This is a genomic window from Vibrio sp. Vb1554, from assembly GCF_033344235.1.
Window position 1 is genome coordinate 18,599 of sequence record NZ_JAWPOJ010000036.1, and the last position, 23,086, is coordinate 41,684.

Consider the following 23,086-nt stretch of genomic DNA (forward strand, 5'->3'; position numbering starts at 1 on the left):
CTATCAGCCATTGTTAACAGGCTTGCACTGTTGGCTCAGCCGAAGTTTCATTAAGCAGCTTTTTCACATCTCGCCACAACATACTGATCACGACCAAACTCAATGCAATGTTAGACAATGGGAAAGCTAACCAAATGCCTGTCACGCCGAAAAGTTTCGGCATAATGAATAAGAATGGCAACTGGACCAGCATGTTGCCTAGTGTGACAAACATGGCTTTGCTGCCTTTGCTTACTGATTGATAGTACGCGGCCGCCACAACTAAAAAACCATCTAAGAACAACGCAAACATGTGTAAACGAATCCCGATCACCGTGCTATCAATCAACTGTTGGTCTGCATTATTAAACACCGCAACCAGTTCGTACGGAAAAAGGTTCATCAAAACAACGAACGCCACCCCACCAAGCACAGATGTCCCCATCGCGACCTTTAATAACTTTCTGATGTTCTCCTGATTACGTGCACCGTGGTTGAAGCTCACTAAAGGCTGCATACCATTCGCAATTCCTTCGGCTATCAGATAGTAAACCGTCACGATGTACCCCAAAATGGCGTACGCTCCGATCAACATTGCACTTCCGTATTGAGCAAATAACGCGTTGTGCAGTGCCACCATCACAGAGCCGTAGGCGTACATAAAGAAACTTGATGTACCTATCATGATAATCTTTGGTGCAGCATCAACCTGAACTTTGAAGTCGCTGATACGAAGGCGTAATGTTGCTTTTGAAGTAAAGAAGTAACCAATACCTAGCACAGTGACCACTAATTGTGCAAGTGCAGTGGCAATAGCGGCTCCGGTTAACTCCCACTCCAACCAAGCAATAAATACGTAGTCTAATACAATGTTAATAACGGCACCGATGACCATCAAAATCGTTGCTAAGTTCGGGCTGTCGTCATTGCGCAACAGAAACGGAACCGCGATAGAACCCAACGTGAATACGCACGCGACAATCAGAACATGCAAATATTGCAGCGCAAGTTCAAACACTCGCCCTTCCGCTCCTTGCCAGCGAATAAATTCATCCGAAAACAAAAACAATATTGTAGCAACGATCGGCATCAATGCCGCTAACAACGTCAATCCGGTCGTTAGGATTCGCTTAGCACCTTCATGATCGTTCTCTCCTTGCTTGATCGAAGTCAGCGCACCAGTCCCCACCCCAATCATCATTCCTATACCGAGGATCGAACCGATAATAGGCCACGCAACATTGATCCCAGCTAATCCGTCAGCGCCAACATAACGGCCAATAAAAATGCCATCAACTATTTGATACAAACCGTTCACGAGCATTGCTGCGACGGTTGGAATCGTATATTTCCAAAACTGTCTATAAATTGAGTTTTGCATGACTGTCACCAGTAGTTAGCAAAGCTAACCATTTAATTAGCAAGGCTAACTAAATGGTTAAATTAAATAAAAGAAAGATGAAACAACAAAAACTAAACCATACAGCTGAGGCCTTTGCTTTAGTTTAAAATGACTTATTACTCAACGCTTTATTCAATAAAGCTTGTAACTGCTCAGCTTCTTGCTGATTTAATTGTTGCATCATTTGGTCAGAGATATCTTTGTACACTACCTGCTCCAAAGACATTTTTTCTGCGACTTCTTCCGTAAGCAACACACGCTTAGCACGAGCATCCTCATTACATGCGATGCGTTTCACCAAACCCTTTTTTTCCAAACGCACAACCATTGTCGATGCGGAAGGCTTAGTCACTTGCAGCTCTTCTGCAAGATCGGTTATTCGCACACCCTCAGGGTAAACCTGAATCACACGTAAATAATCGAACTCATTAAAGCTTAGATGTGATAATGGATCTTCTTTGGCATAGACACGCCAAGCTTTGGCGCAAAAACGCTCTAAATCAATCAAGCTTTCTTCTAATGCCATAAAAGCCACCACCACTTAGTTAGCAAGACTAACTATTTTAAATGAGTCACTCATCAAGTTCAATCATAAAAAAAGCCGCTCTCATCGAGCGGCTCTAAATCATTCAATTTCCAGCTTCTTGGCGGCCTTTAACTTGGCCAATCTATCTTGCTGTAATTGATCGTAAATTTGCGCCAACTCCAAGAAAGAATAGCGATGCTCAACATAATCGTAAACGTTGAACGAAATCGCGAGCTTATAAAGTGAGATGGCACTTGCGATATCACCTTCAAGCTGATTACGCTTTCCAAGGTAGAAATACGTTTCCGTCAATCGTTCAGCTAGGCGATAGTTCTCTCTCGTTCCATCCATAATTGCTTTAAGCGCGTCTTCGTCCGAGACGTCTCGTAGCATGATGGCAACAAGAACCCATCCCCACTCTTCACTACGATCTCGTAAATAACGCTGTTGAAGATTGGCTTTTGCTTGCTCTGGATTTTGCTCAGCTTCGATGATGTACAGCCATAATGAACGAAAAGGATCCGTTGGCATTTCTTGATAATGCTTGGTCATATCTTCTAAAGCGAGATCGATTCGGCCACCATAATACAGTGCAATCGCACGGTTGCGCTCAGCATAGGTATTATCAGGAGCCAACTCTATGGTCGAGTCAAACGCTTCATATGCCGCATCAAACTCTCCTACTTGGGTAAAGTATACTCCCAAAAGATTGAAGATGTCCGGCTGAGCAGGATTCAACTGCAAAGACTGGTTAAAGTCCAAACGGGCAAGATCACGCAAACCAACGCTGTCGTAGTAGCTACCGCGCTCATAATGCATTTTAGCGCGCACTTCATCACTAAGGTCGGGACGTTGTAGCAACTGCGAGAGACGCGCGATTTGTACTTCTTGTTGAACACTAGGCTGAAGTGGCACCGCCATCGGTGGATATAACCACTTTTGTGCTGATTGTTGAGAAGTATTTGCACAACCGGTCAGCGCGATAGCAACACATAAAATTGCGGTTTGAAACCATTTCACTAATTGATACTCCTGTTTGGACCGCTCAAGATTTGTTTCTCTTAATGCAATATAGGCGATAACCTCGTTTGAGGTTAATACATCGAAACAAACCAAAAAAGGGGAGCGAAAATGCTCCCCTTTTATAACATGCTTTCAGGCCCTTAATCTAATAAAAGGCTGAAAGTCTCATTTTGTCTTACTCGTCTTTAGCAGCCGGTGCTTCAGCAGCAGCTTCTTCAGCTGGCTTTTCTACCGCTTCTTTCATGCTTAGACGTACACGGCCTTGGCGGTCGATTTCAAGAACTTTAACTTGAACTTCTTGACCTTCAGCTAGGTAGTCAGACACTTTCTCTACGCGTTTTTCTGCGATTTGAGAAATGTGTACAAGACCATCTTTGCCTGGAAGAACCGTTACGAATGCACCGAAGTCAGCTAGACGTGCAACTTTACCTGTGTAGATACGGCCCACTTCCACTTCAGCAGTGATCTCTTCGATACGGCGGATAGCTTCTTTCGCAGCAGTGCCTTCAGTTGCCGCAATCTTGATAGTACCGTCGTCTTCGATTTCGATAGTTGTACCAGTCTCTTCAGTTAGAGCACGGATAACTGCACCACCTTTACCGATAACGTCTTTGATCTTCTCAGCGCTGATCTTCATCGTGTGAATACGCGGAGCAAATTCAGAGATGTCTTCACGAGCACCAGAGATTGCTTCATCCATTACAGATAGGATGTGCTTACGTGCGCCTTGAGCTTGGTTAAGCGCAATTTGCATGATTTCTTTAGTGATGCCTTCGATCTTGATGTCCATTTGAAGTGCAGTGATACCAGTGTTAGTACCTGCTACTTTAAAGTCCATGTCACCTAGGTGGTCTTCATCGCCAAGGATGTCAGAAAGTACAACGAAATCGTCACCTTCTTTAACAAGACCCATTGCGATACCAGCAACAGATGCTTTGATTGGCACACCCGCGTCCATAAGTGCAAGAGAAGTACCACATACTGAAGCCATTGAAGATGAACCGTTAGATTCAGTGATTTCCGATACAACACGTACTGTGTATGGGAACTCATCAACAGAAGGCATTACTGCAGCAATACCACGCTTCGCCAGTTTACCGTGGCCGATTTCACGACGCTTAGGAGAACCTACAAAACCAGTTTCACCTACACAGTATGGAGGGAAGTTGTAGTGCAGTAGGAAGTGATCTTTACGCTCACCAGTTAGCTCATCGATGATTTGAGCATCACGCTGAGTACCTAGCGTTGCCGTAACGATCGCCTGAGTTTCACCACGAGTGAATAGCGCGCTACCGTGAGTACGAGGAAGAACACCAGTACGTACATCTAGTGCACGAACCATGTCTTTTTCACGGCCATCGATACGAGGGTTACCTGCAATAATACGGCTACGTACTACTGTCTTCTCTAGATCATGGAAGATAGTGTGGATTTCTTTTGTGTCTGCTTCAGGATCTTCAGCAAGAAGAACTTCATTTACTTCCGCAGCGATCTCATGGATGCGGTCGTAACGAGCCATTTTCTCAGTAATTTGGTAAGCTTCAACAAGTTTAGCTTCTGCTAGATCAGCAATCTTATTTTTAAGCGCTGTGTTCTCTTCAGGAGCAACCCAATCCCAAGCAGGAGTTGCAACTTCTGCTTTGAATTCGTTGATAGCTTGAATAGCAACTTGTTGTTGGTCATGACCATAAACAACCGCCGCTAGCATTTCTTCTTCAGTTAGGTTGTCCGCTTCTGACTCAACCATCAGTACTGCTGACTCTGTACCTGCAACAACAAGGTCAAGCTTAGAAGTTTCTAGTTCAGTTTGGCTAGGGTTAAGTACAAGCTGACCATCGATATGACCAACACGCGCCGCACCGATAGGGCCGTTGAATGGAATGCCAGAGATAGCAAGAGCAGCAGAAGTACCGATCATTGTAACGATATCTGGCTGAACATCTGGGTTTACAGACATTACTGTCGCGATAACCTGAACTTCGTTTTTAAACGCGTCTGGGAATAGCGGACGGATTGGACGGTCGATTAGACGAGCTGTTAGCGTTTCGCCTTCAGAAGGACGACCTTCACGTTTGAAGAAGCCGCCTGGAATTTTACCCGCAGCGTAAGTACGCTCTTGGTAGTTAACCGTTAGTGGGAAGAAGTCTTGACCTGCAACGGCTTCTTTTTTACCTACAACAGATACGAATACAGACGTATCATCCATTGTGACCATAACTGCTGCTGTAGCTTGACGTGCAATAACGCCAGTTTCTAAAGTAACTGTGTGGTTACCGTACTGGAACGTTTTAACAACTGGTTTTTCGAACATTGTTATTCCTTGTTTCTAATCTTCCTTTAGTGCTTAAAGAAATCTTAGATGTGTTAATTGACACTCAAGGCATTACGAATCGCGACTAGTAAAAAGAAACTCGGAAATTCCTTTTGAATAGTCGCGACCTTTTGGTCGACGTGGTTGACTGTAATGCTATGAGCTTTTGAGAAAACCTCTTACAAGGTTTAGCCGCCAGTATTATAACGGCATAAGTCTAATTTGGCTAAATTTAGGCAACAAAAAAGGGGCATAAAGCCCCTTTTTAGACAAACTGCTATGCAGTCGCTGATTAGCGACGTAGGCCTAGACGTTTGATTAGGTCTTGGTAGCGAGCTAGGTTTTTACCTTTTAGGTAATCTAGAAGCTTACGACGACGAGAAACCATGCGTAGAAGACCACGACGGCTGTGGTGATCGCCTTTGTGCGCTTTGAAGTGACCTTGTAGGTGGTTGATAGAAGCTGTAAGTAGAGCTACTTGAACTTCTGGTGAACCAGTGTCGCCTTCGCCTTGTGCGTATTCTGCAACGATTGCTGCTTTAGTTTCTGCATTCAGAGACATAATTCTCTCCTAATAAGAGTAGGTTTAAAGTTGTAGCAGCCAATCTCTGATTCAGCCGCTACGCGAAGCGCGGATTATAGGGAAATTTCCTATCTCGTGCAATATAAAAATACCGACACTCAGGTCGGTATTTTCAATCATTTACTTGGATGCAACGTCATCTCGGAACACGACCAATCGCTTAGGAGCGATTTTGCCATCTTCGTTCATTTCGCCAACGCCAATAAACAAGCGTTCTTCACCCATAGTAAGGCGAAGTGAGCCCTCAGTCGGAGCACCAAATACTTGAACGGGCTGCCCATGTTGGACCATATTCGCCAGTTCAGGCACCAAGTTGACTTCTGGTAAGTCTTCTACCGCTGTATCCATTGGCAAAAGCAGTGGGTCCAGTAGCTCTCGAGGCGCTCGTTCCTCGCGGTGAGCTTGCTCTAGCAACTCATTTAGTTGCTCAAGTGTTACCATATTCTCGTAAGGGTATTTAGCAACACCAGTACGACGAAGCATAGTTACGTGCGCACCACAACCTAACATTTCGCCCAGATCATCAACGATAGTACGAATATAGGTACCTTTAGAGCAGTGCACTTCCATCTCTACTTCATCGCCTTCAAAACGGTGAAGAACAATCTCATATACCGTGATCTTACGAGATTCACGCGGAACTTCGATGCCTTTACGAGCGTATTCATACAAGGGTTTACCTTGATACTTCAACGCAGAGAACATGGAAGGCACTTGATCAGATTCACCACGGAACTGATCGATGCACGCTTCTAGCTTGTCTAACGTAACATCGACTGGACGCGTCTCTACAACTTCACCATCCGAGTCAGATGTATTGGTACGTTCACCCAGCTTTGCGATCACGCGGTAGCGTTTATCAGAATCAAGAAGAAACTGAGAAAATTTTGTCGCTTCACCCAAGCAAATTGGCAGCATGCCTGTCGCTAATGGGTCCAAGGCTCCAGTGTGGCCTGCTTTCTCGGCAAAGTAGATTCGCTTTACTTTTTGCAGTGCATCATTGGAAGAGATACCTGTTGGTTTGTCCAACAGTATAACACCATTAATTGGACGACCTTTACGACGACGAGCCATTATTCTTCGTCCTCACGACCAGAATCTTTTTGCTTTTGTTTGTCTGAACTAACGACTTCAGACACAAGGTTAGACATACGCATACCTTCAACCAGCGTATTGTCATAGTGGAAGCGGATTTCTGGCGTTAAACGTAGACGAATACGCTTACCTAACATCATGCGAATGTGCACTTCGTGCTCACGTAGCGCTGCTAGACATGATTCTGGTGTTTGCTCACCCACACACAGGAAGGTCACAAATACTTTTGCGTAAGCTAGGTCACGAGAGACTTCTACGTCTGAGATCGTCACCATGCCAAGGCGAGAGTCACGAACTTCACGTTGAAGGATCATCGCTAGTTCTTTTTGCAGCTGCTGTGCAACGCGCTGCGTGCGGCTAAATTCTTTTGACATATCTTTACTCTTATATAGAAAGAATGGGGGGTTGGTCAAAGCCAGCCCCCCATGGTGTATTCAACAACCAATTACTACTTATCTTTCAAAGACAATATTAGTAATTTTAGTCAATTAGTCTAGAGTACGTTTAATTTCAACGATTTCGAAGACTTCGATTTGGTCACCAACGCGAACATCATTGTAGTTCTTAACGCCGATACCACATTCGTAGCCATTCTTAACTTCTTGAACGTCATCTTTGAAACGACGTAGTGACTCTAGTTCACCTTCGTAAATAACAACGTTATCACGTAGTACACGGATTGGGTTGTTACGCTTGATCACACCTTCTGTAACCATACAACCAGCGATAGCGCCCAGTTTCGGTGACTTAAACACGTCACGAACTTCAGCAAGACCAATGATCTCTTGCTTGAATTCTGGAGCAAGCATACCGCCCATTGCTTGTTTCACTTCATCAATCAATTGGTAAATGATTGAGTAGTAACGTAAGTCAACAGCTGCGGCTTCAACAGCACGGCGAGCAGAAGCATCTGCACGAACGTTAAAGCCAAGGATGATTGCGTTTGAAGCTTCCGCTAGTACTACGTCAGTTTCCGTAATACCACCTACACCAGAACCAACGATGTTCACTTTAACTTCGTCAGTAGATAGCTTAACTAGTGAGTCAGCGATTGCTTCTACAGAACCTTGAACGTCTGCTTTAAGTACAACGTTAAGTTCAGCAACTTCACCAGCAGTCATGTTAGAGAACATGTTCTCTAGTTTAGATTTCTGCTGACGAGCAAGTTTCACTTCACGGAACTTACCAGCACGGTAGTTAGCTACTTCACGCGCTTTACGCTCGTCACGAACTACTGTTGCTTCATCACCTGAAGATGGTACACCTGAAAGACCTAGGATCTCTACAGGGATAGATGGGCCAGCCGAAGTAATTTCTTTACCTAGCTCATCACGCATTGCACGAACACGGCCGTATTCTTGACCACAAAGAACGATGTCGCCTTTGTTTAGTGTACCTGATTGAACAAGTACTGTTGCAACTGGACCACGACCTTTATCTAGGCGAGATTCAACAACAACACCAGATGCCATGCCCTCAGCTACAGCTGTAAGTTCAAGAACTTCAGACTGAAGAAGGATTGCTTCTAGAAGACCATCGATGTTTGTACCCTGTTTAGCAGAGATGTGAACGAACATGTTCTCACCGCCCCACTCTTCAGGAATAACGTCGTATTGAGCAAGCTCGTTCTTAACGTTATCTGGGTTCGCGTCTTCTTTATCGATCTTGTTCACAGCAACAATTAGAGGAACGCCTGCCGCTTTCGCGTGCTGAATCGCTTCTACTGTTTGTGGCATTACGCCATCGTCTGCTGCAACTACAAGAACAACGATATCTGTTGCTTGAGCACCACGAGCACGCATTGCAGTAAACGCTGCGTGTCCAGGAGTATCAAGGAACGTGATCATGCCGTTGTCTGTTTCAACGTGGTACGCACCAATGTGCTGAGTAATACCACCCGCTTCGCCAGAAGCAACGTGTGTGCGACGGATGTAGTCAAGTGTTGACGTTTTACCGTGGTCAACGTGACCCATGATAGTAACAACTGGAGCACGTGGAACTGCTTCCGCGTTAGTGTCACGGTCAGATAGTACCGCTTCTTCCAGTTCGTTCTCTTTACGAAGAACTACTTTATGGCCCATTTCTTCAGCAACAAGTTGTGCTGTTTCTTGGTCGATCACTTGGTTGATAGTCGCCATAGCGCCCATCTTCATCATTACTTTGATAACTTCTGTCGCTTTAACCGACATCTTGTTAGCAAGTTCTGATAGAACGATCGTTTCGCCAATTACAACGTCTTGCTTAGCAACCGTTGCTGACTTATCAAACCCGTGCTGCATTGAAGTCGGCTTAGCAAGTTTGCCCTTACGACCTCTACCGCCACGTTGGTTGTTACGGCCACCGCGAGCTTGGTCGTCTTTACCCGAAGCTGCTTTTTTCTTCTTACGACGACCGCCTTCTACTTTGCGATCTGCTTCATCTTCGGCTTCACGTGCGTATTGTGAAGTCGTTACATGGTAATCTGTATCTTCCATATCACCCTTTTTCTCTTCTGCAGCAGACCAACGCTCTTTATTCTTTTCAGCCAATTCGCGAGCTTCTTCAAGCTTGCGCTGACTTTCCTCTTCAGCCTTACGCTTAGCTTCTTCTTCCTGACGACGTTTAAGCTCGTCGGCCTCTTTTCGCGCTGCTTCTTGCTTAATTTTCTCTTCAGCATCACGCTTTGCTTTTTCTTCAGCATTACGTTGTGCATTCGTATCTACGTCTCGCTTCGCTTTTTCTTCAGCTTCACGTTTCGCTTTTTCTTCCGCTTCACGTTTTGCAGCTTCTTCAGCTTCACGTTTTGCAGCTTCTTCAGCTTCACGTTTTGCAGCTTCTTCTGCTGCACGTTTTGCTGCTTCTTCTGCTTCACGTTGTGCTGCTTCTTCAGCTTCACGTTTCGCTTCATCTTCAATTGTGCTGCGCTTCACGTATGTACGTTTTTTGCGCACCTCAACCTGAACATTCTTACTCTTACCACCACCCGCGTTCACACTAAGTGTACTACGAGTTTTACGCTGAAGCGTAAGGCGAGTCGGCTCTGAATCACCTGATTTATCACCGTGTTCTTTCTTTAAATGAGAGAGAAGCTTCTGCTTCTCTTCATCAGTAACATTGTCAGAGCTCGCCTTTTTAATGCCAGCGTCAGCAAGTTGTTCAATCAAGCGGTCGACTGGCGTACCAATCTCATCACTCAGTGCTTTAACTGTTAATTGTGTCATGCCGCTTCCTCCTTGCCGAAAATTATGCTTCTTCGCCGAACCAACAGATGTTACGTGCGGCCATAATTAGCTCACCTGCACGTTCTTCAGTCAGGCCTTCGATACCTTCTAAATCGTCAATACCTTGGTCAGCAAGATCTTCCAGTGTCGCTACACCTTTCGCTGCCAATTTAAATGCCATCTCACGCTCAAGACCTTCAAGTGCAAGTAGGTCCTCAGCTGGTTCTAGACCTTCAAAAGACTCTTCTTGTGCTAGTGCGATCGTCGTTAGTGCATTTTTTGCACGTCCACGAAGCTCTTCGATTAGTTCTTCATTCAAACCATCGATTTCTAGTAGCTCGTTAACTGGCACGTATGCGATTTCTTCTAGCGTTGAGAAACCTTCTTCAACAAGAAGTTGAGCGAAGTCTTCTTCAATATCTAGGTACTTCATGAAGTTTTCAATAGATGCTTGTGATTCTTCAGCGTGTTTCTTCTGAAGATCAGCAACTGTCATAACATTCAGTTCCCAACCTGTTAGTTGAGATGCTAGACGCACGTTTTGACCGTTACGACCAATAGCTTGCGCTAGGTTGTCAGCTTCAACTGCGATGTCCATTGAGTGTGCATCCTCATCAACGATGATAGAAGCAACATCAGCTGGCGCCATTGCGTTGATAACGAATTGAGCTGGGTTATCATCCCAAAGAACGATATCGATACGCTCACCACCAAGTTCGCCAGAAACAGCTTGTACACGTGCACCACGCATACCAACACACGCACCTACAGGGTCGATACGTTTGTCATTTGTTTTGACAGCGATCTTAGCGCGAGAACCAGGATCACGTGCTGCGCCTTTCAACTCGATAATATCTTCTGCGATTTCAGGCACTTCAACACGGAACAGTTCTGCCAACATTTCTGGCTTAGAACGAGTGATGAACAATTGGAAACCACGTGCTTCAGGCGCGACTTTGTAAAGAAGGCCACGTACGCGGTCGCCTGGACGGAAGTTTTCACGAGGAAGTTGGTCATCACGCAGGATTACCGCTTCAGCGTTATTACCAAGATCAAGCACGATTGTGTCACGGTTTACTTTTTTCACGACACCAGTGATTAGATCACCTTCATTGTCGATGAACTGTTCAACGATTTGTGCGCGCTCAGCTTCACGAACTTTTTGTACGATAACTTGCTTAGCAGTTTGAGTCGTAATACGGTCAAACGTTACTGATTCGATTTCGTCTTCTACGTAGTCGCCAAGCTCGATTGAATCATCTTCGTATTGCGCTGCTTCTAGTGAGATCTCTTTTGTAGGGTTCTCAACGTCATCAACAACTAACCAACGGCGGTAAGTGACAAACTCACCGGTTTTACGGTCAATGGCAACACGTACGTCGATTTCGATTTCGTATTTTTTCTTTGTAGAAGTTGCTAGAGCAATCTCAAGAGCCTCAAAGATACGCTCACGAGGTACCGCTTTTTCGTTCGATACCGCTTCTGCTACCGCTAAAATTTCTTTACTCATTGTATTTAGCCTCTAAGCTTAAACTTTTTTAGGGAACTAAAATTTAGGGATCAGGTTAGCTTTGGAAATGTTACTTAGAGCAAACTCTTCTTGCTGACCGTCTACAGTAATTGTCACTGTTTCGCCATCAACACCGTGGATAATACCTTTCCACTTACGACGGTTTGCTACAGCCATTTTCAATACGATGCTGACCTCGTGACCAATAAATTGCTCGTAATGTGCTGCTTTAAAAAGTGGTCTTTCTAAACCTGGAGAAGACACTTCTAGGCTGTAAGCAACAGAAATTGGATCTTCAACGTCTAAAACTGCACTAACTTGGTGGCTAACTTCTGCACAGTCGTCTACGTTAATACCATTTTCATGGTCAATGTAGATACGTAACGTTGAGTGCGCGCCTGCACGAATGAATTCTAATCCAACTAACTCATAACCTGATGCCGCTACTGGCGCGTCAAGCATTTCAGTAAGTTGTCTTTCTAAACCAGTCATTTAACCACTCCAGAAACAAAAAAAGGGCTCAGAGCCCAATCAAAAAACCAAGCAGTATCTGAGCTATTTCAAAAAGCTCAGATAACAAAAAACCCCGATAGTCGGGGTTTTATGCTGCTGGACCCTGATACGTTAAGAATAGCCAACAATTGCTTTTCTTAACTCGTAGTGTGGTTAGCACTACGCAAACTTGCCAATCTACGATTTCCTTTTAAAGAAAGAGATTGGTTGCGGGGGCCGGATTTGAACCGACGACCTTCGGGTTATGAGCCCGACGAGCTACCAAGCTGCTCCACCCCGCGTCCGACTTGCTGAGCATTATACTCGCAAACAAGTGATTTACAAGTTTGTAAATACATGGTGCCGAGAGAGGGACTCGAACCCTCACACCTAAGGCACTAGCACCTCATGCTAGCGTGTCTACCAATTTCACCATCTCGGCATCAAAACCTTACAGCTTATTGAGGAATTTCATCACCCGCAGGGGCAGGAACTTCACTCGCTGCGTCCTTAACTTGTTCAACAACTGGTTGACCTAACGTTGGGTCTACCCATTGTGATTCAGTCTGGTGCGTAGACATACGACCAAGTAACAAGCTAACGATAAAGAATACGGTTGCTAAAATAGCAGTTGTTCGGGTTAAGAAATTACCTGAGCCGCCAGCACCAAACACTGTGTTTGAAGCACCAGCACCGAACGAGGCTCCCATATCTGCGCCTTTACCTTGTTGAATCAACACAAGGCCAATCACACCAAGCGCTGCCAACAGGTAAATCACAAGTAGAACTGAAAACATTTTTTCCACCTATGTTCCAAATTGTTGAGCCAGCGCCGTTCAAAAGAACAAATCATAATGAACAAGGCTAGCGACCTCCTAACGGGAGGCGGAGCAATACTAGCGAAAGCCAGTAACGCTGACAAGGGAAAATTAGTAAAAAATCAATGCCAATGCGTTAAGCGCTCAAAAAAAGGGCAAAAGATGCCCTTTTCATTCAAGACATGCTTTAACGCAATGATTAACAACTTGCTTTAACAGCCTCAGCGATTTTCAATGCTGAGTGTTGAACTAGTTCACCATCTTCGCCTTCCACCATAACGCGGATCAAAGGCTCAGTGCCAGACTTACGCAGCAGTACACGCCCTTTATCACCAAGTGTCGCCTCTACTTCAGCGACAGCGTTTAATACAGCTGTAGCTTCAAGAGGGTTACTTTCTCCTGAGAAACGGACATTTTCTAAAACCTGAGGATATAATGTCATTCCTTGCGATAGTTCATATAAAGACATATCGCTGCCAATTACAGAAGCAAGTACTTGAAGTGCAGCAACAATCGCATCGCCGGTTGTGACTTTATCTAATAAGATCACATGGCCTGAGTTTTCAGCACCAATTTTCCAACCTTTTTCTAGCAGTTGCTCCATGACATAACGGTCACCAACAGCAGCACGTACAAACGGAATGCCTAGCTGCTTTAAACCATTTTCCATACCCAAGTTAGTCATTAGTGTACCAACAACACCACCCTTTAGCTCACCACGACGAAGTGCATCACGAGCGATGATATAAGCAATTTGGTCACCATCAACTTTGTTACCTAGGTGGTCGACCATAATGATGCGGTCACCATCACCATCAAATGCGAGACCAAGATGCGCTTGCTCTTCAACAACACGCTGTTGAAGAGCTCGTACGTCTGTTGCGCCCACTTTTTCATTAATGTTGATGCCGTTAGGCTCTACGCCCATAGCGATAACTTCTGCCCCAAGTTCTTTGAAAACATTTGGAGCGATGTGGTACGTTGCACCGTGCGCACAGTCTACTACGATCTTAAAGTTCGCAAGGCTCAGCTCAGATGGGAAAGTACTCTTACAGAATTCGATGTAACGACCAGCTGCATCATTTAGGCGGGTTGCTTTACCAAGCTCAGCAGACTCCACACATTCAATTTCTTTATCTAACTCAGCTTCGATCGCCAATTCGATATCGTCAGGTAGCTTAGTACCCTCAGAAGAAAAGAATTTAATGCCGTTGTCGTAATATGGGTTATGTGATGCAGAAATCACAATACCAGCCTCGGCACGGAAAGTCTGAGTTAAATATGCCACAGCTGGAGTTGGCATGGGACCAGTAAATGTTGCTTTAAGTCCCGCAGCTGCAAGGCCAGCCTCTAGTGCAGATTCAAGCATATAACCTGAAATACGTGTATCTTTACCTATGATAACTTTCTTTGTGCCTTGTTTCGCTAGTACACGACCAGCAGCCCAGCCAAGCTTAAGTACGAAGTCTGGAGTGATTGGGTATTGTCCTACTTTACCGCGCACACCGTCAGTACCAAAGTAACGTCTTTCATTCGACATAAACTTTCCTTTATTATTTTTAAATATTGTTTTTCGTCATCTCAACAACTTTCATCGCTTCGATTGTCTCTTCAAAGTCATGCACGCGAATGATCTGCGCGCCTTTCATCGCGGCAATCGTAGCACAAACGACACTTGCGTTCGTACACTCTGCCGCTGGCTTGTCTAACAGTTTGAAGATCATGGATTTACGAGACATGCCAGCCAAAATAGGCAGGCCGAATTCATGAAACTTTTCAAAATGAGCAAGCATATGATAATTGTGTTCGATTGTTTTGCCAAAGCCAAACCCAGGATCGAGAATCAGTTGAGATTTATCAATCCCTGCTGCTTCACACGCCGCGATACGCTCTTCTAGAAAAGCCGACACGTCCCCCATTAAATCATCATAATGAGGGTCAACTTGCATGGTCCTAGGCTGACCTTTCATATGCATCAGACAAATTGGAAGGTTTGCTTCTGCTGCGACTTCCAGAGCACCTGGCTCTTGCAGCGAGCGGATGTCATTGATCAAATCAGCCCCAGCATCAATTGCTTGACGCATCACTTCTGCTTTACTGGTGTCAACGGAAATCCACACATCATACTTTTCACGAATGGCTTTGATTACTGGGACAACACGCCTAAGCTCTTCTTCCAAAGACACATCCGGTGCACCAGGTCTTGTCGATTCACCACCAACATCAACAATACTTACACCAGCCTTTATCATTTTATCAACTTGAGCAAGAGCAAGTTCAATTGAGTTGTATTTACCGCCATCCGAAAAGGAATCCGGTGTCACATTTAGAATGGCCATGACATGTGGACGCGAAAGGTCCAAAGATTTGTTATTTGCTGTAATCATCATCATAAACACAAAAACCCCGAGATAACTCGGGGTTTAATATTATCGATACTCTTTATTCAGAGTCTTTCTTTTCAGGCGCTTCGTTAGAAGTTGTTTCAGAAGAGCTAGGCTGTTCTGCATCTTTCGCAGTCTCCGTTGCTTCTTCTTTAACTTCTTGCTTTGCTTGAGGCTTGTCGCTGTCTTCTGGTTTGCTTGCTGAGTTATCACTCCAGCCCGCAGGCTCACGAATTTCAGCTTTGCGCTCCATTAAGTCATCAATCTGGCGAGCATCAATGGTTTCATACTTCATCAGCGCATCTTTCATCGCATGCATGATATCCATGTTCTCTTGAAGAATCTTCTTCGCACGATCGTAGTTGCGGTCAATGATCTGACGAACTTCGTCATCAATCAACTTCGCTGTATCGTCAGACACATGTTTAGTCTGAGTTACACTACGTCCTAAGAACACTTCGCCTTCATCTTCTGCATACAGCAGAGGGCCAAGCTTTTCAGAGAAACCCCATTGAGTAACCATCTTACGAGCAATATCTGTTGCGCGCTCGATATCATTAGAAGCACCGGTTGATACTTTGTCAGCACCGTAGATAAGTTCTTCTGCTAAACGACCACCGTACAAGCTAGAAATCATTGATTCTAGGTGTTGGCGAGACATACTCACGCGGTCCTGCTCAGGAAGGTACATTGTTACACCCAACGCACGACCACGTGGAATGATAGACACTTTGTACACTGGATCGTGTTCAGGAACCAAGCGACCAACAATCGCGTGACCCGCTTCGTGGTATGCGGTTGACTCTTTAACTTCCTCAGACATCACCATTGAACGGCGCTCAGCACCCATCATGATTTTGTCTTTCGCCAGTTCAAACTCAACCATAGAAACGTTGCGCTTGTTACCGCGCGCAGCAAACAGGGCTGCTTCGTTAACTAAGTTTGCTAGGTCAGCACCAGAGAAGCCTGGAGTACCACGCGCGATGAGAGAAGGCTCTACATCACCCGCTAGAGGGACCTTACGCATGTGAACTTTTAGGATCTGTTCACGGCCACGTACATCTGGAAGACCAACTACCACTTGGCGGTCAAAACGACCAGGACGCAGTAACGCAGGGTCCAACACATCAGGACGGTTAGTCGCAGCGATAACGATAATACCTTCGTTACCTTCGAAACCATCCATCTCAACGAGCATTTGGTTTAGTGTTTGTTCACGTTCATCATGACCACCACCAACACCTGCGCCACGTTGACGACCTACCGCATCGATCTCATCGATAAAGATGATACAAGGTGCAGCTTTCTTTGCTTGTTCAAACATGTCACGCACACGAGATGCACCAACACCAACGAACATTTCTACGAAATCAGAACCAGAGATAGTAAAGAATGGTACTTTCGCCTCACCGGCAATGGCTTTCGCTAGAAGCGTTTTACCCGTACCAGGAGGACCAACCATTAGAACACCCGTTGGAATCTTACCGCCCAGCTTTTGGAAGCGGCTTGGATCGCGTAGGTAGTCCACCAGCTCTTTCACGTCTTCTTTTGCTTCGTCACAACCTGCAACGTCAGCAAAAGTTGTCTTGATTTGTTCTTCGCTCATCATTCGAGCTTTGCTCTTACCAAAAGACATGGCGCCTTTACCACCGCCGCCTTGCATTTGACGCATGAAGAAAATCCATACACCAATTAGTAAGATCATTGGGAACCAAGAGATGAAGATAGTACCCAGCAAGCTTTGCTCTTCTGGAGGCGTGCCTTGTACTTTCACGTTTTGGTTAATTAGGTCATCTAGAAGCTTTTGGTCATACACTGGCATGTAAGTGACCATTTTGGCACCGCCGCCACGACGAACAAAGCTAATTTCACCGTCTTTAAAAGTTGCTTCTTGAATCTGGCCTTGGCCAACTTCCTGTACAAACGTGGTGTAATCCACGGTTCTGCCATTGCTTTCTCCAGGGCCAAAGCTCTGGAATACCGACATCAATACGACGGCGATAACAAGCCACAGAATTAAATTTTTTGCCATGTCACTCAAGGTGTAAGCCTCTCGATAACTAATTGTAATTAAAGGTAGGGTACTACAGTTCATTAACTGTAGCTATAGTGTTAACACGCTCTCAAGAGAGCAAAATGGTTAACCTTTGTAACCAGTGGCTACGACGAAGACCTCTCGAGAGCGAGCTCGCGATGAGTCTGGTTTTCTAATTTTTACGGCTTTAAACATGTCTCGGACTTCTTTCACATACTGATCGAAGCCTTCCCCTTGGAAAACCTTTACGACAAAGCTACCATTAGGCGCTAGAACTTGTCGACACATATCTAAAGCTAATTCAACTAAATACATAGCGCGAGGTTGATCAACAGAATTGTTTCCCGCGATGTTAGGCGCCATATCAGACATTACTACGTCTACCATGGAAGGTTGGATCCTTTCTAGCAAAGCTTCCAATACCGCATCATCACGAAAGTCGCCTTGTAAAAAGCTAACGCCAGCAATCGGGTCCATAGGAAGCAAGTCACACGCGATGATCTGACCACTGTCCCCTACTATCTTAGCAGCATATTGAGACCATCCGCCCGGCGCAGCCCCCAAGTCGACGACTGTCATTCCAGGCTTTAACAATTTATCTTTCGTTTGAATCTCATCGATCTTGAAATAAGCACGTGAGCGGTAGCCTTTTTTTCGGGCTTCATTCGCGTATTTATCATCAAAGTGTTCTTTCAACCAACGACCAGAACTAGCCGAATGTTTTTGTTTACTCATTTTAATCCCAACAAGGCACAAATTGGAGCTATTGTTTTAATAGGCGCTACCTATTACTCAATAAATTATAGTCTTCAGCAATAGATGGCGTTAAAATAGCTTTTTTCAACCCTTATTTTAAAGAAAATTGGCCGCGTAATGAACCTAAGCACCAAACAAAAGCAGCACCTTAAAGGCCTAGCTCACAGTTTAAAACCTGTTGTGCTAATGGGCGCAAATGGACTTACAGAAGCCGTGCTAGCAGAAATTGAAATCGCTCTTAACCATCACGAACTTATCAAAGTAAAAGTTGCTTCGGAAGATCGTGAAACAAAACAGCTAATCATCGACGCTATCGTACGTGAGACGGGCGCTGAAAAAGTTCAGACTATTGGTAAAGTGCTTGTGCTATATCGCCAGTCTGAAGAGCGTAAAATCGAAATCCCTCGTAAGTAACTCTACTTACGTTGCTGAAGAAAAAAGGTCGCCTGAGGCGACCTTTTTGCGTTTTATCAGAGTAGTAATGCTACTCCAAACGACTTAGATATATTCTACTCGGTCAATTTCGAAGTCTTTCGCGCCACCTGGAGTTTGAATAGCAACTTCATCGCCTTCCATCTTACCAATCAGGCCACGAGCAATAGGTGAGCTCACTGAAATGCGACCTGCTTTGATATCGGCTTCGTCATCACCAACGATTTGGTACGTTTTTTCTTCTTCGGTGTCGATATCAATCAAGGTTACGGTTGAACCAAAAATAACTTTACCCGTGTTCTCCATCTTCGTTACATCAATAACTTGAGCAACTGACAGTTTGTATTCAATGTCACGGATTTGTGCTTCACAAATGCCCTGCTCTTCACGAGCGGCGTGATATTCAGCATTCTCTTTTAAATCACCTAGCTCACGAGCTTCAGCAATTGCCTCTGAGATCTGAGGACGTAGTTTAAGTAGACGATCGAGTTCTGCACGTAGCTTTTGCTCGCCACGTAGTGTCATTGGAACTTTTTCCATTTTATAACCTCAAGCCCAAATGGGTCTTTGGACAAAAAAAGCCCACCCTGTCATAGGACTGGGTAGTGCGCTTAAAGATGTATTTCGTTTAGTGTAAACAAACTCCCGGACGAAATCATCTTAATTCGAAAGACAGCAAGACTATGCCTTTTCGGCATAATGATATAACTCACTTTTAGAGCGGTTCTAGGGCGAATCACCTTCTCAATTTATTGAAAAACAACACTGTTCATTACACCAAAAACCTCAAAAAAGATAAAAACTAATCAATGTCAGGCCAATGTCATTGCCAATAATTTCAATCAAAAACAGTAATTTAAATAAAAACAACGCACAATTGAACAGTGTTCATCAGTGGGATTTATATCATTTTACTAACTCATACGGAAACTTTAGCAGTAAAACATGTCCAGCGAGTTGTTAGATCAATGGCTTACAAGTGCGAACTATATCGCTCAATTAGTCAATTTTGGACCAACAACTTGTGAGAGATCACCTCTCCCCCATACAACAATGATTATGGACAGCTAACTAGGACAAATAAGATGAAAAAGACTCTAATTGCTCTTTCTGTATCTGCAGCAGCTATGGCAACTGGCGTAAACGCAGCTGAACTTTACAACCAAGACGGTACTTCTCTAGAAATGGGCGGCCGTGCTGAAGCACGTCTATCTATGAAAGATGGCGACGCTCAAGACAAATCTCGCATCCGTCTAAACTTCCTTGGTAAACAAGAAATCAATGACAACCTATACGGTGTTGGTTTCTGGGAAGGTGAATTTGAGACTGCTCAAAACGGTACTGTAGACGGCGACGACAAGAGCGATCTAGAAACTCGTCTTGCTTACGCTGGTCTTGGCGGTGCTTACGGTGAGTTCGCATACGGTAAAACTGAAGGTGCACTAGGCGTTATCACTGACTTCACAGATATCATGGCTTACCACGGTAACTCTGCAGCAGACAAACTAGCTGTATCAGACCGTACAGACAACATGATGGCTTACAAAGGCCAGTTTGAAAACCTAAGCGTAAAAGCAAGCTACCGCTTCGCTGATCGTATGGAAAACAAAAACACTGGTGAGTACTACGACAACAAACAAGACGGTTACTCTCTATCTGCAATCTACGCTCTAGCTGACACTGGTCTTGAGCTAGGTGCTGGTTACGCAGATCAAGACAAAGCTAACGAGTACATGCTAGCTGCATCTTACACAATGTCTGATCTTTACTTCGCTGGTGTATTCACTGACGGCGAGAAAATGGAAGATTCAAACAACAGTAACACAGTTGATTACACTGGTTACGAGCTAGCGGGTGCTTACACTCTAGGCCAAACAGTATTTACAACATCATACAACAATGCAGAAACTAACAACGAAACTTCTGCAAACAACTTCGCTGTTGATGCTTCTTACTACTTCAAGCCTAACTTCCGTGGTTACATTTCTTACAACTTCAACCTGATTGATGCAGGTGACAAGTTTGGTTCAACTGACACTAGCAAAACAGTTGCAACTAAGATCGATGCTGAAGACGAGCTAGCTCTAGGTCTACGTTACGACTTCTAATTCCGGTCTTTGACTAGAATATCGAATGCCCGCTTTAAGCGGGCATTTTTTATACTTCATTTTAAGCAGCGCGCCTTTCTCTCGTGTCTCATTCATGAAGACATTTGAAGCATTTCTTTAGTTACCTAGCATATTGAAAGGACTTGCGTATACTCAATCACATAACTCACCTTAGAAAGTATCATTATGCGTTTACGTTGGCCCTTGCTCATATTCTCTTCATTACTTTCTGCTTTTTCACAAGCGTACCCTCATCAAGAGGTGTTGCCTGAAGGCGCCCGCATCAGTTTAGTTGCGGAAAAACTCAGTGAAAATGCTGAGCTTGACGGTGTTCATCCTACCGAACAACTGTTCCCACCAGCGAGTACATTAAAAATCGTCACCGCATTAGCCGCAAAGCTAGAACTGGGGGATAATTTCCGGTTTCGAACCAAGCTGGAAACGTCGAACTCAGATGCAGTGATTTACTTTGTCGGCGACCCAACACTCCAAACCAACGACTTAAAATCACTTCTCACTCTAGCTAAGAAAAATGGCTTAAAACGGATTAACGGTGACCTATGGCTCGATAACAGCGCATTCACTGGTTATAACCGTGCGGTGGGCTGGCCGTGGGATATCTTGGGAGTTTGCTACAGCGCTCCGGCATCGACCATCACACTCAATAACAACTGTGTACAAGCCTCTATCTATACACAAAAAGATGGTGGAACGCGGGTCTACGTACCAGAGCATCAACCTATTCGTGTCACAAGTACCGTAGAAACTGTTTCTAAAACCATTAAGAAAAGTCGTCATTGTGACTTAGGTTTAGTTGCAAATCCCGATAACAACTACAAGCTAACAGGGTGCTTGGTTGAAAGAGACAAACCATTGCCACTGAAATTTGCGGTTCAAGACCCTGAGCGTTACACCAGTCAAAGGTTGGCGACTTTGCTCAAGGAGCTCAACATTGGGGTATCAGGAAAGATTAGGGTCGGTACGGCGCCAGAAAAGCAGCGAAAGCTCATCGCAATGCATCAATCAAAGGCCTTACCAGACATTCTTGAAGATATGCTCAAAAACTCTGACAACTTGATTGCCGACACATTAACCAAAACACTTGGTGCTAAATTTTTCGTTCAGCCAGGTAGTTTTACTAACGGTACAGAAGCGATCAAGCAGATCATTTTCGCCAACACTGGTATTGATATTCGTAATGCGCGCCTAGAAGACGGCTCAGGACTTTCGCGAAATAACCGGATCTCCGCGACCAAGATGGCTGAAATGCTGCGCTATATTTGGAAGCATGAAAACGAACTCAAATTGATTGCCATCATGCCGAAATCAGGTGAATCCGGCACATTAAAGTACCGACAAAGTATGCGAAAACTTCCAATTAAAGGACAGCTGATCGCGAAAAGTGGCTCTATCTACGGGACTTACAATATGGCTGGATATGGCTTGGATAAAAATGGTCAACCTAACACCATTTTTGTTCAGTTTGTTTCAGACTACTTCCCAGAAAAACGGGACGACAACACACCTGTCATCGCCCCGATTACACATTTTGAGCAGCTTTTTTACAATGACATTGTGAACTTTAGTCAGGCAATACCTAAGAAATAGTTCACCACGTTAAAGTAAATCCACATTCCTGAAATATCGACGATAGACGCAAGAACTGGACTCACCAATACGGCTGGGTCCAACTTGCAAGCTCGTGCAATAATTGGCAACAGCCCGCCCAATGTTGTAGAAATGGTGACTTGAATGAACAGCGCAACTGCTATTGCCAGTGCGATATCGGTCAGTTCAAAGCCTCCTGTTGATTGTCCTGCACTAAATAACATAATGCGTCCAATCATCACGATAGCGATCGCTAGCGCAATAAATAGAGCGACTCGGCTCTCTTTCCACAAAACTTCTAACCATTGGCGTTTTTTTAACTCTCCAGTAGCAAGAGCACGAATCACTAAAGTTGCTGCTTGTGTTCCTGTGTTACCACCAGCAGCTGCAATCACTGGCATGTACACTGCAAGTAAAACAAGCTGACTAAGGGTGTCCTCATACTGAGCAATGATCAAGCCTGACACTATCCCTAAAAGAGCCAGTGCAATGATCCACCCAATACGCTGCTTCACGTGCCCCAAAACACTAGTCGATAAATAACCATCAGGTGTATCAACTTCAGACATATGCAGACCTAATTGGTGAGCATAATGACGTGCGCGTTTGTCATGGCCTGCTTGCTCAAGTTGAGCAATAAGACTATTCACATAGCCGACAGAGCAATGCTGTAAAATACCTACAGCCTCATCAATCGGCATAACCGTAAGCAAATGGACTTGTTGCTCTTGCTCGTACTGCAAGAATGCATTGCGAGCTGCACCAATTTCTACTTCAGAAAAGTTTGGTGTTGTTTCAATAAAAGTGTTGTTCATTACCGTCAT

General features: G+C 44.6%; 20 protein-coding genes and 2 tRNA genes. 3 read left to right on the forward strand and 19 right to left on the reverse strand.

Features of this window, described 5'->3' with window-relative positions:
• Nucleotides 1-13: 13 nt before the first annotated feature.
• The 17 genes from R8N28_RS20975 to rlmE all read right to left on the reverse strand — a co-directional run bounded on the left by R8N28_RS20975 (nucleotide 14) and on the right by rlmE (nucleotide 18,093).
• Nucleotides 14-1,360, reverse strand: a complete 1,347-nt coding sequence (locus R8N28_RS20975) for an MATE family efflux transporter (RefSeq protein WP_318183406.1) — start codon at nucleotides 1,358-1,360, stop codon at nucleotides 14-16.
• A 124-nt stretch (nucleotides 1,361-1,484) separates the two neighbouring features.
• Complete coding sequence (locus tag R8N28_RS20980; RefSeq protein ID WP_005380103.1) at nucleotides 1,485-1,907, reverse strand: MarR family winged helix-turn-helix transcriptional regulator; 423 nt, start codon at nucleotides 1,905-1,907, stop codon at nucleotides 1,485-1,487.
• Nucleotides 1,908-2,006: 99 nt separating this feature from the next.
• The gene (gene nlpI / locus R8N28_RS20985; RefSeq protein WP_005380101.1) at nucleotides 2,007-2,927 is read right to left on the reverse strand and encodes a lipoprotein NlpI; all 921 of its coding nucleotides are present in this window, start codon (nucleotides 2,925-2,927) and stop codon (nucleotides 2,007-2,009) included.
• Between the two features lie 178 nt (nucleotides 2,928-3,105).
• Nucleotides 3,106-5,241 (reverse strand): polyribonucleotide nucleotidyltransferase, encoded by a 2,136-nt coding sequence (pnp, locus tag R8N28_RS20990; RefSeq protein WP_005380098.1) that lies wholly within the window; start codon nucleotides 5,239-5,241, stop codon nucleotides 3,106-3,108.
• A 292-nt stretch (nucleotides 5,242-5,533) separates the two neighbouring features.
• Entirely contained in the window at nucleotides 5,534-5,803 is a 270-nt protein-coding gene (gene rpsO / locus R8N28_RS20995; RefSeq protein ID WP_005380094.1) for a 30S ribosomal protein S15, read from the reverse strand.
• 141 nt (nucleotides 5,804-5,944) lie between these two features.
• A complete protein-coding gene (gene truB, locus R8N28_RS21000; protein ID WP_005380088.1) occupies nucleotides 5,945-6,898 on the reverse strand; it encodes a tRNA pseudouridine(55) synthase TruB in 954 nt (317 codons plus the stop codon).
• Nucleotides 6,898-7,293 (reverse strand): 30S ribosome-binding factor RbfA, encoded by a 396-nt coding sequence (gene rbfA, locus R8N28_RS21005; RefSeq protein WP_005380087.1) that lies wholly within the window; start codon nucleotides 7,291-7,293, stop codon nucleotides 6,898-6,900. Before rbfA ends, truB begins: the two co-directional genes overlap by 1 nt.
• Before the next feature lie 114 nt (nucleotides 7,294-7,407).
• On the reverse strand, nucleotides 7,408-10,119 hold the full coding sequence (infB, locus tag R8N28_RS21010) for a translation initiation factor IF-2 (protein ID WP_005380086.1): 2,712 nt from the start codon (nucleotides 10,117-10,119) through the stop codon (nucleotides 7,408-7,410).
• A 22-nt stretch (nucleotides 10,120-10,141) separates the two neighbouring features.
• Nucleotides 10,142-11,629 (reverse strand): transcription termination factor NusA, encoded by a 1,488-nt coding sequence (gene nusA / locus R8N28_RS21015; RefSeq protein WP_054579095.1) that lies wholly within the window; start codon nucleotides 11,627-11,629, stop codon nucleotides 10,142-10,144.
• A gap of 36 nt (nucleotides 11,630-11,665) precedes the next feature.
• Complete coding sequence (rimP, locus tag R8N28_RS21020) at nucleotides 11,666-12,121, reverse strand: ribosome maturation factor RimP (RefSeq protein ID WP_005386424.1); 456 nt, start codon at nucleotides 12,119-12,121, stop codon at nucleotides 11,666-11,668.
• A gap of 225 nt (nucleotides 12,122-12,346) precedes the next feature.
• Nucleotides 12,347-12,423 (reverse strand) — tRNA-Met (locus R8N28_RS21025).
• Nucleotides 12,424-12,479: 56 nt separating this feature from the next.
• Nucleotides 12,480-12,563 (reverse strand) — tRNA-Leu (locus R8N28_RS21030).
• Between the two features lie 16 nt (nucleotides 12,564-12,579).
• Nucleotides 12,580-12,918: a preprotein translocase subunit SecG gene (secG, locus tag R8N28_RS21035; RefSeq protein ID WP_005380080.1), complete on the reverse strand. Its 339-nt coding sequence runs from the start codon at nucleotides 12,916-12,918 to the stop codon at nucleotides 12,580-12,582.
• A gap of 220 nt (nucleotides 12,919-13,138) precedes the next feature.
• Nucleotides 13,139-14,479, reverse strand: coding sequence for a phosphoglucosamine mutase (gene glmM / locus R8N28_RS21040; protein WP_005388992.1), 1,341 nt, complete (start codon nucleotides 14,477-14,479; stop codon nucleotides 13,139-13,141).
• A 19-nt stretch (nucleotides 14,480-14,498) separates the two neighbouring features.
• Complete coding sequence (folP, locus tag R8N28_RS21045; RefSeq protein WP_065274822.1) at nucleotides 14,499-15,329, reverse strand: dihydropteroate synthase; 831 nt, start codon at nucleotides 15,327-15,329, stop codon at nucleotides 14,499-14,501.
• Nucleotides 15,330-15,381: 52 nt separating this feature from the next.
• The gene (gene ftsH / locus R8N28_RS21050) at nucleotides 15,382-17,355 is read right to left on the reverse strand and encodes an ATP-dependent zinc metalloprotease FtsH (RefSeq protein ID WP_017635895.1); all 1,974 of its coding nucleotides are present in this window, start codon (nucleotides 17,353-17,355) and stop codon (nucleotides 15,382-15,384) included.
• Nucleotides 17,356-17,463: 108 nt separating this feature from the next.
• Complete coding sequence (rlmE, locus tag R8N28_RS21055; protein WP_005388985.1) at nucleotides 17,464-18,093, reverse strand: 23S rRNA (uridine(2552)-2'-O)-methyltransferase RlmE; 630 nt, start codon at nucleotides 18,091-18,093, stop codon at nucleotides 17,464-17,466.
• A gap of 138 nt (nucleotides 18,094-18,231) precedes the next feature.
• Here rlmE and yhbY point away from each other — a divergent pair, with 138 nt between their 5' ends.
• Nucleotides 18,232-18,528 carry a ribosome assembly RNA-binding protein YhbY gene (gene yhbY, locus R8N28_RS21060; protein ID WP_005380066.1) on the forward strand — a complete coding sequence of 99 codons (297 nt, stop codon included), beginning with the start codon at nucleotides 18,232-18,234 and terminating at the stop codon, nucleotides 18,526-18,528.
• Nucleotides 18,529-18,612: 84 nt separating this feature from the next.
• Here the strand turns inward: yhbY and greA are convergent, their stop codons facing one another.
• A complete protein-coding gene (greA, locus tag R8N28_RS21065; RefSeq protein ID WP_005380065.1) occupies nucleotides 18,613-19,086 on the reverse strand; it encodes a transcription elongation factor GreA in 474 nt (157 codons plus the stop codon).
• Nucleotides 19,087-19,631: 545 nt separating this feature from the next.
• On the opposite strand from greA, the gene R8N28_RS21070 reads away from it, so the two are divergent.
• Together R8N28_RS21070 and dacB are read left to right on the forward strand one after the other, a co-directional pair.
• Nucleotides 19,632-20,654, forward strand: coding sequence for a porin (locus R8N28_RS21070; protein WP_005380064.1), 1,023 nt, complete (start codon nucleotides 19,632-19,634; stop codon nucleotides 20,652-20,654).
• Between the two features lie 186 nt (nucleotides 20,655-20,840).
• Nucleotides 20,841-22,262, forward strand: a complete 1,422-nt coding sequence (dacB, locus tag R8N28_RS21075) for a serine-type D-Ala-D-Ala carboxypeptidase (RefSeq protein WP_017820417.1) — start codon at nucleotides 20,841-20,843, stop codon at nucleotides 22,260-22,262.
• Here the strand turns inward: dacB and R8N28_RS21080 are convergent.
• A partial coding sequence (locus R8N28_RS21080) for a magnesium transporter (RefSeq protein WP_005380062.1) occupies nucleotides 22,241-23,086 on the reverse strand: 846 nt, incomplete at its 5' end. The two genes, dacB and R8N28_RS21080, sit on opposite strands and share 22 nt — an antisense overlap.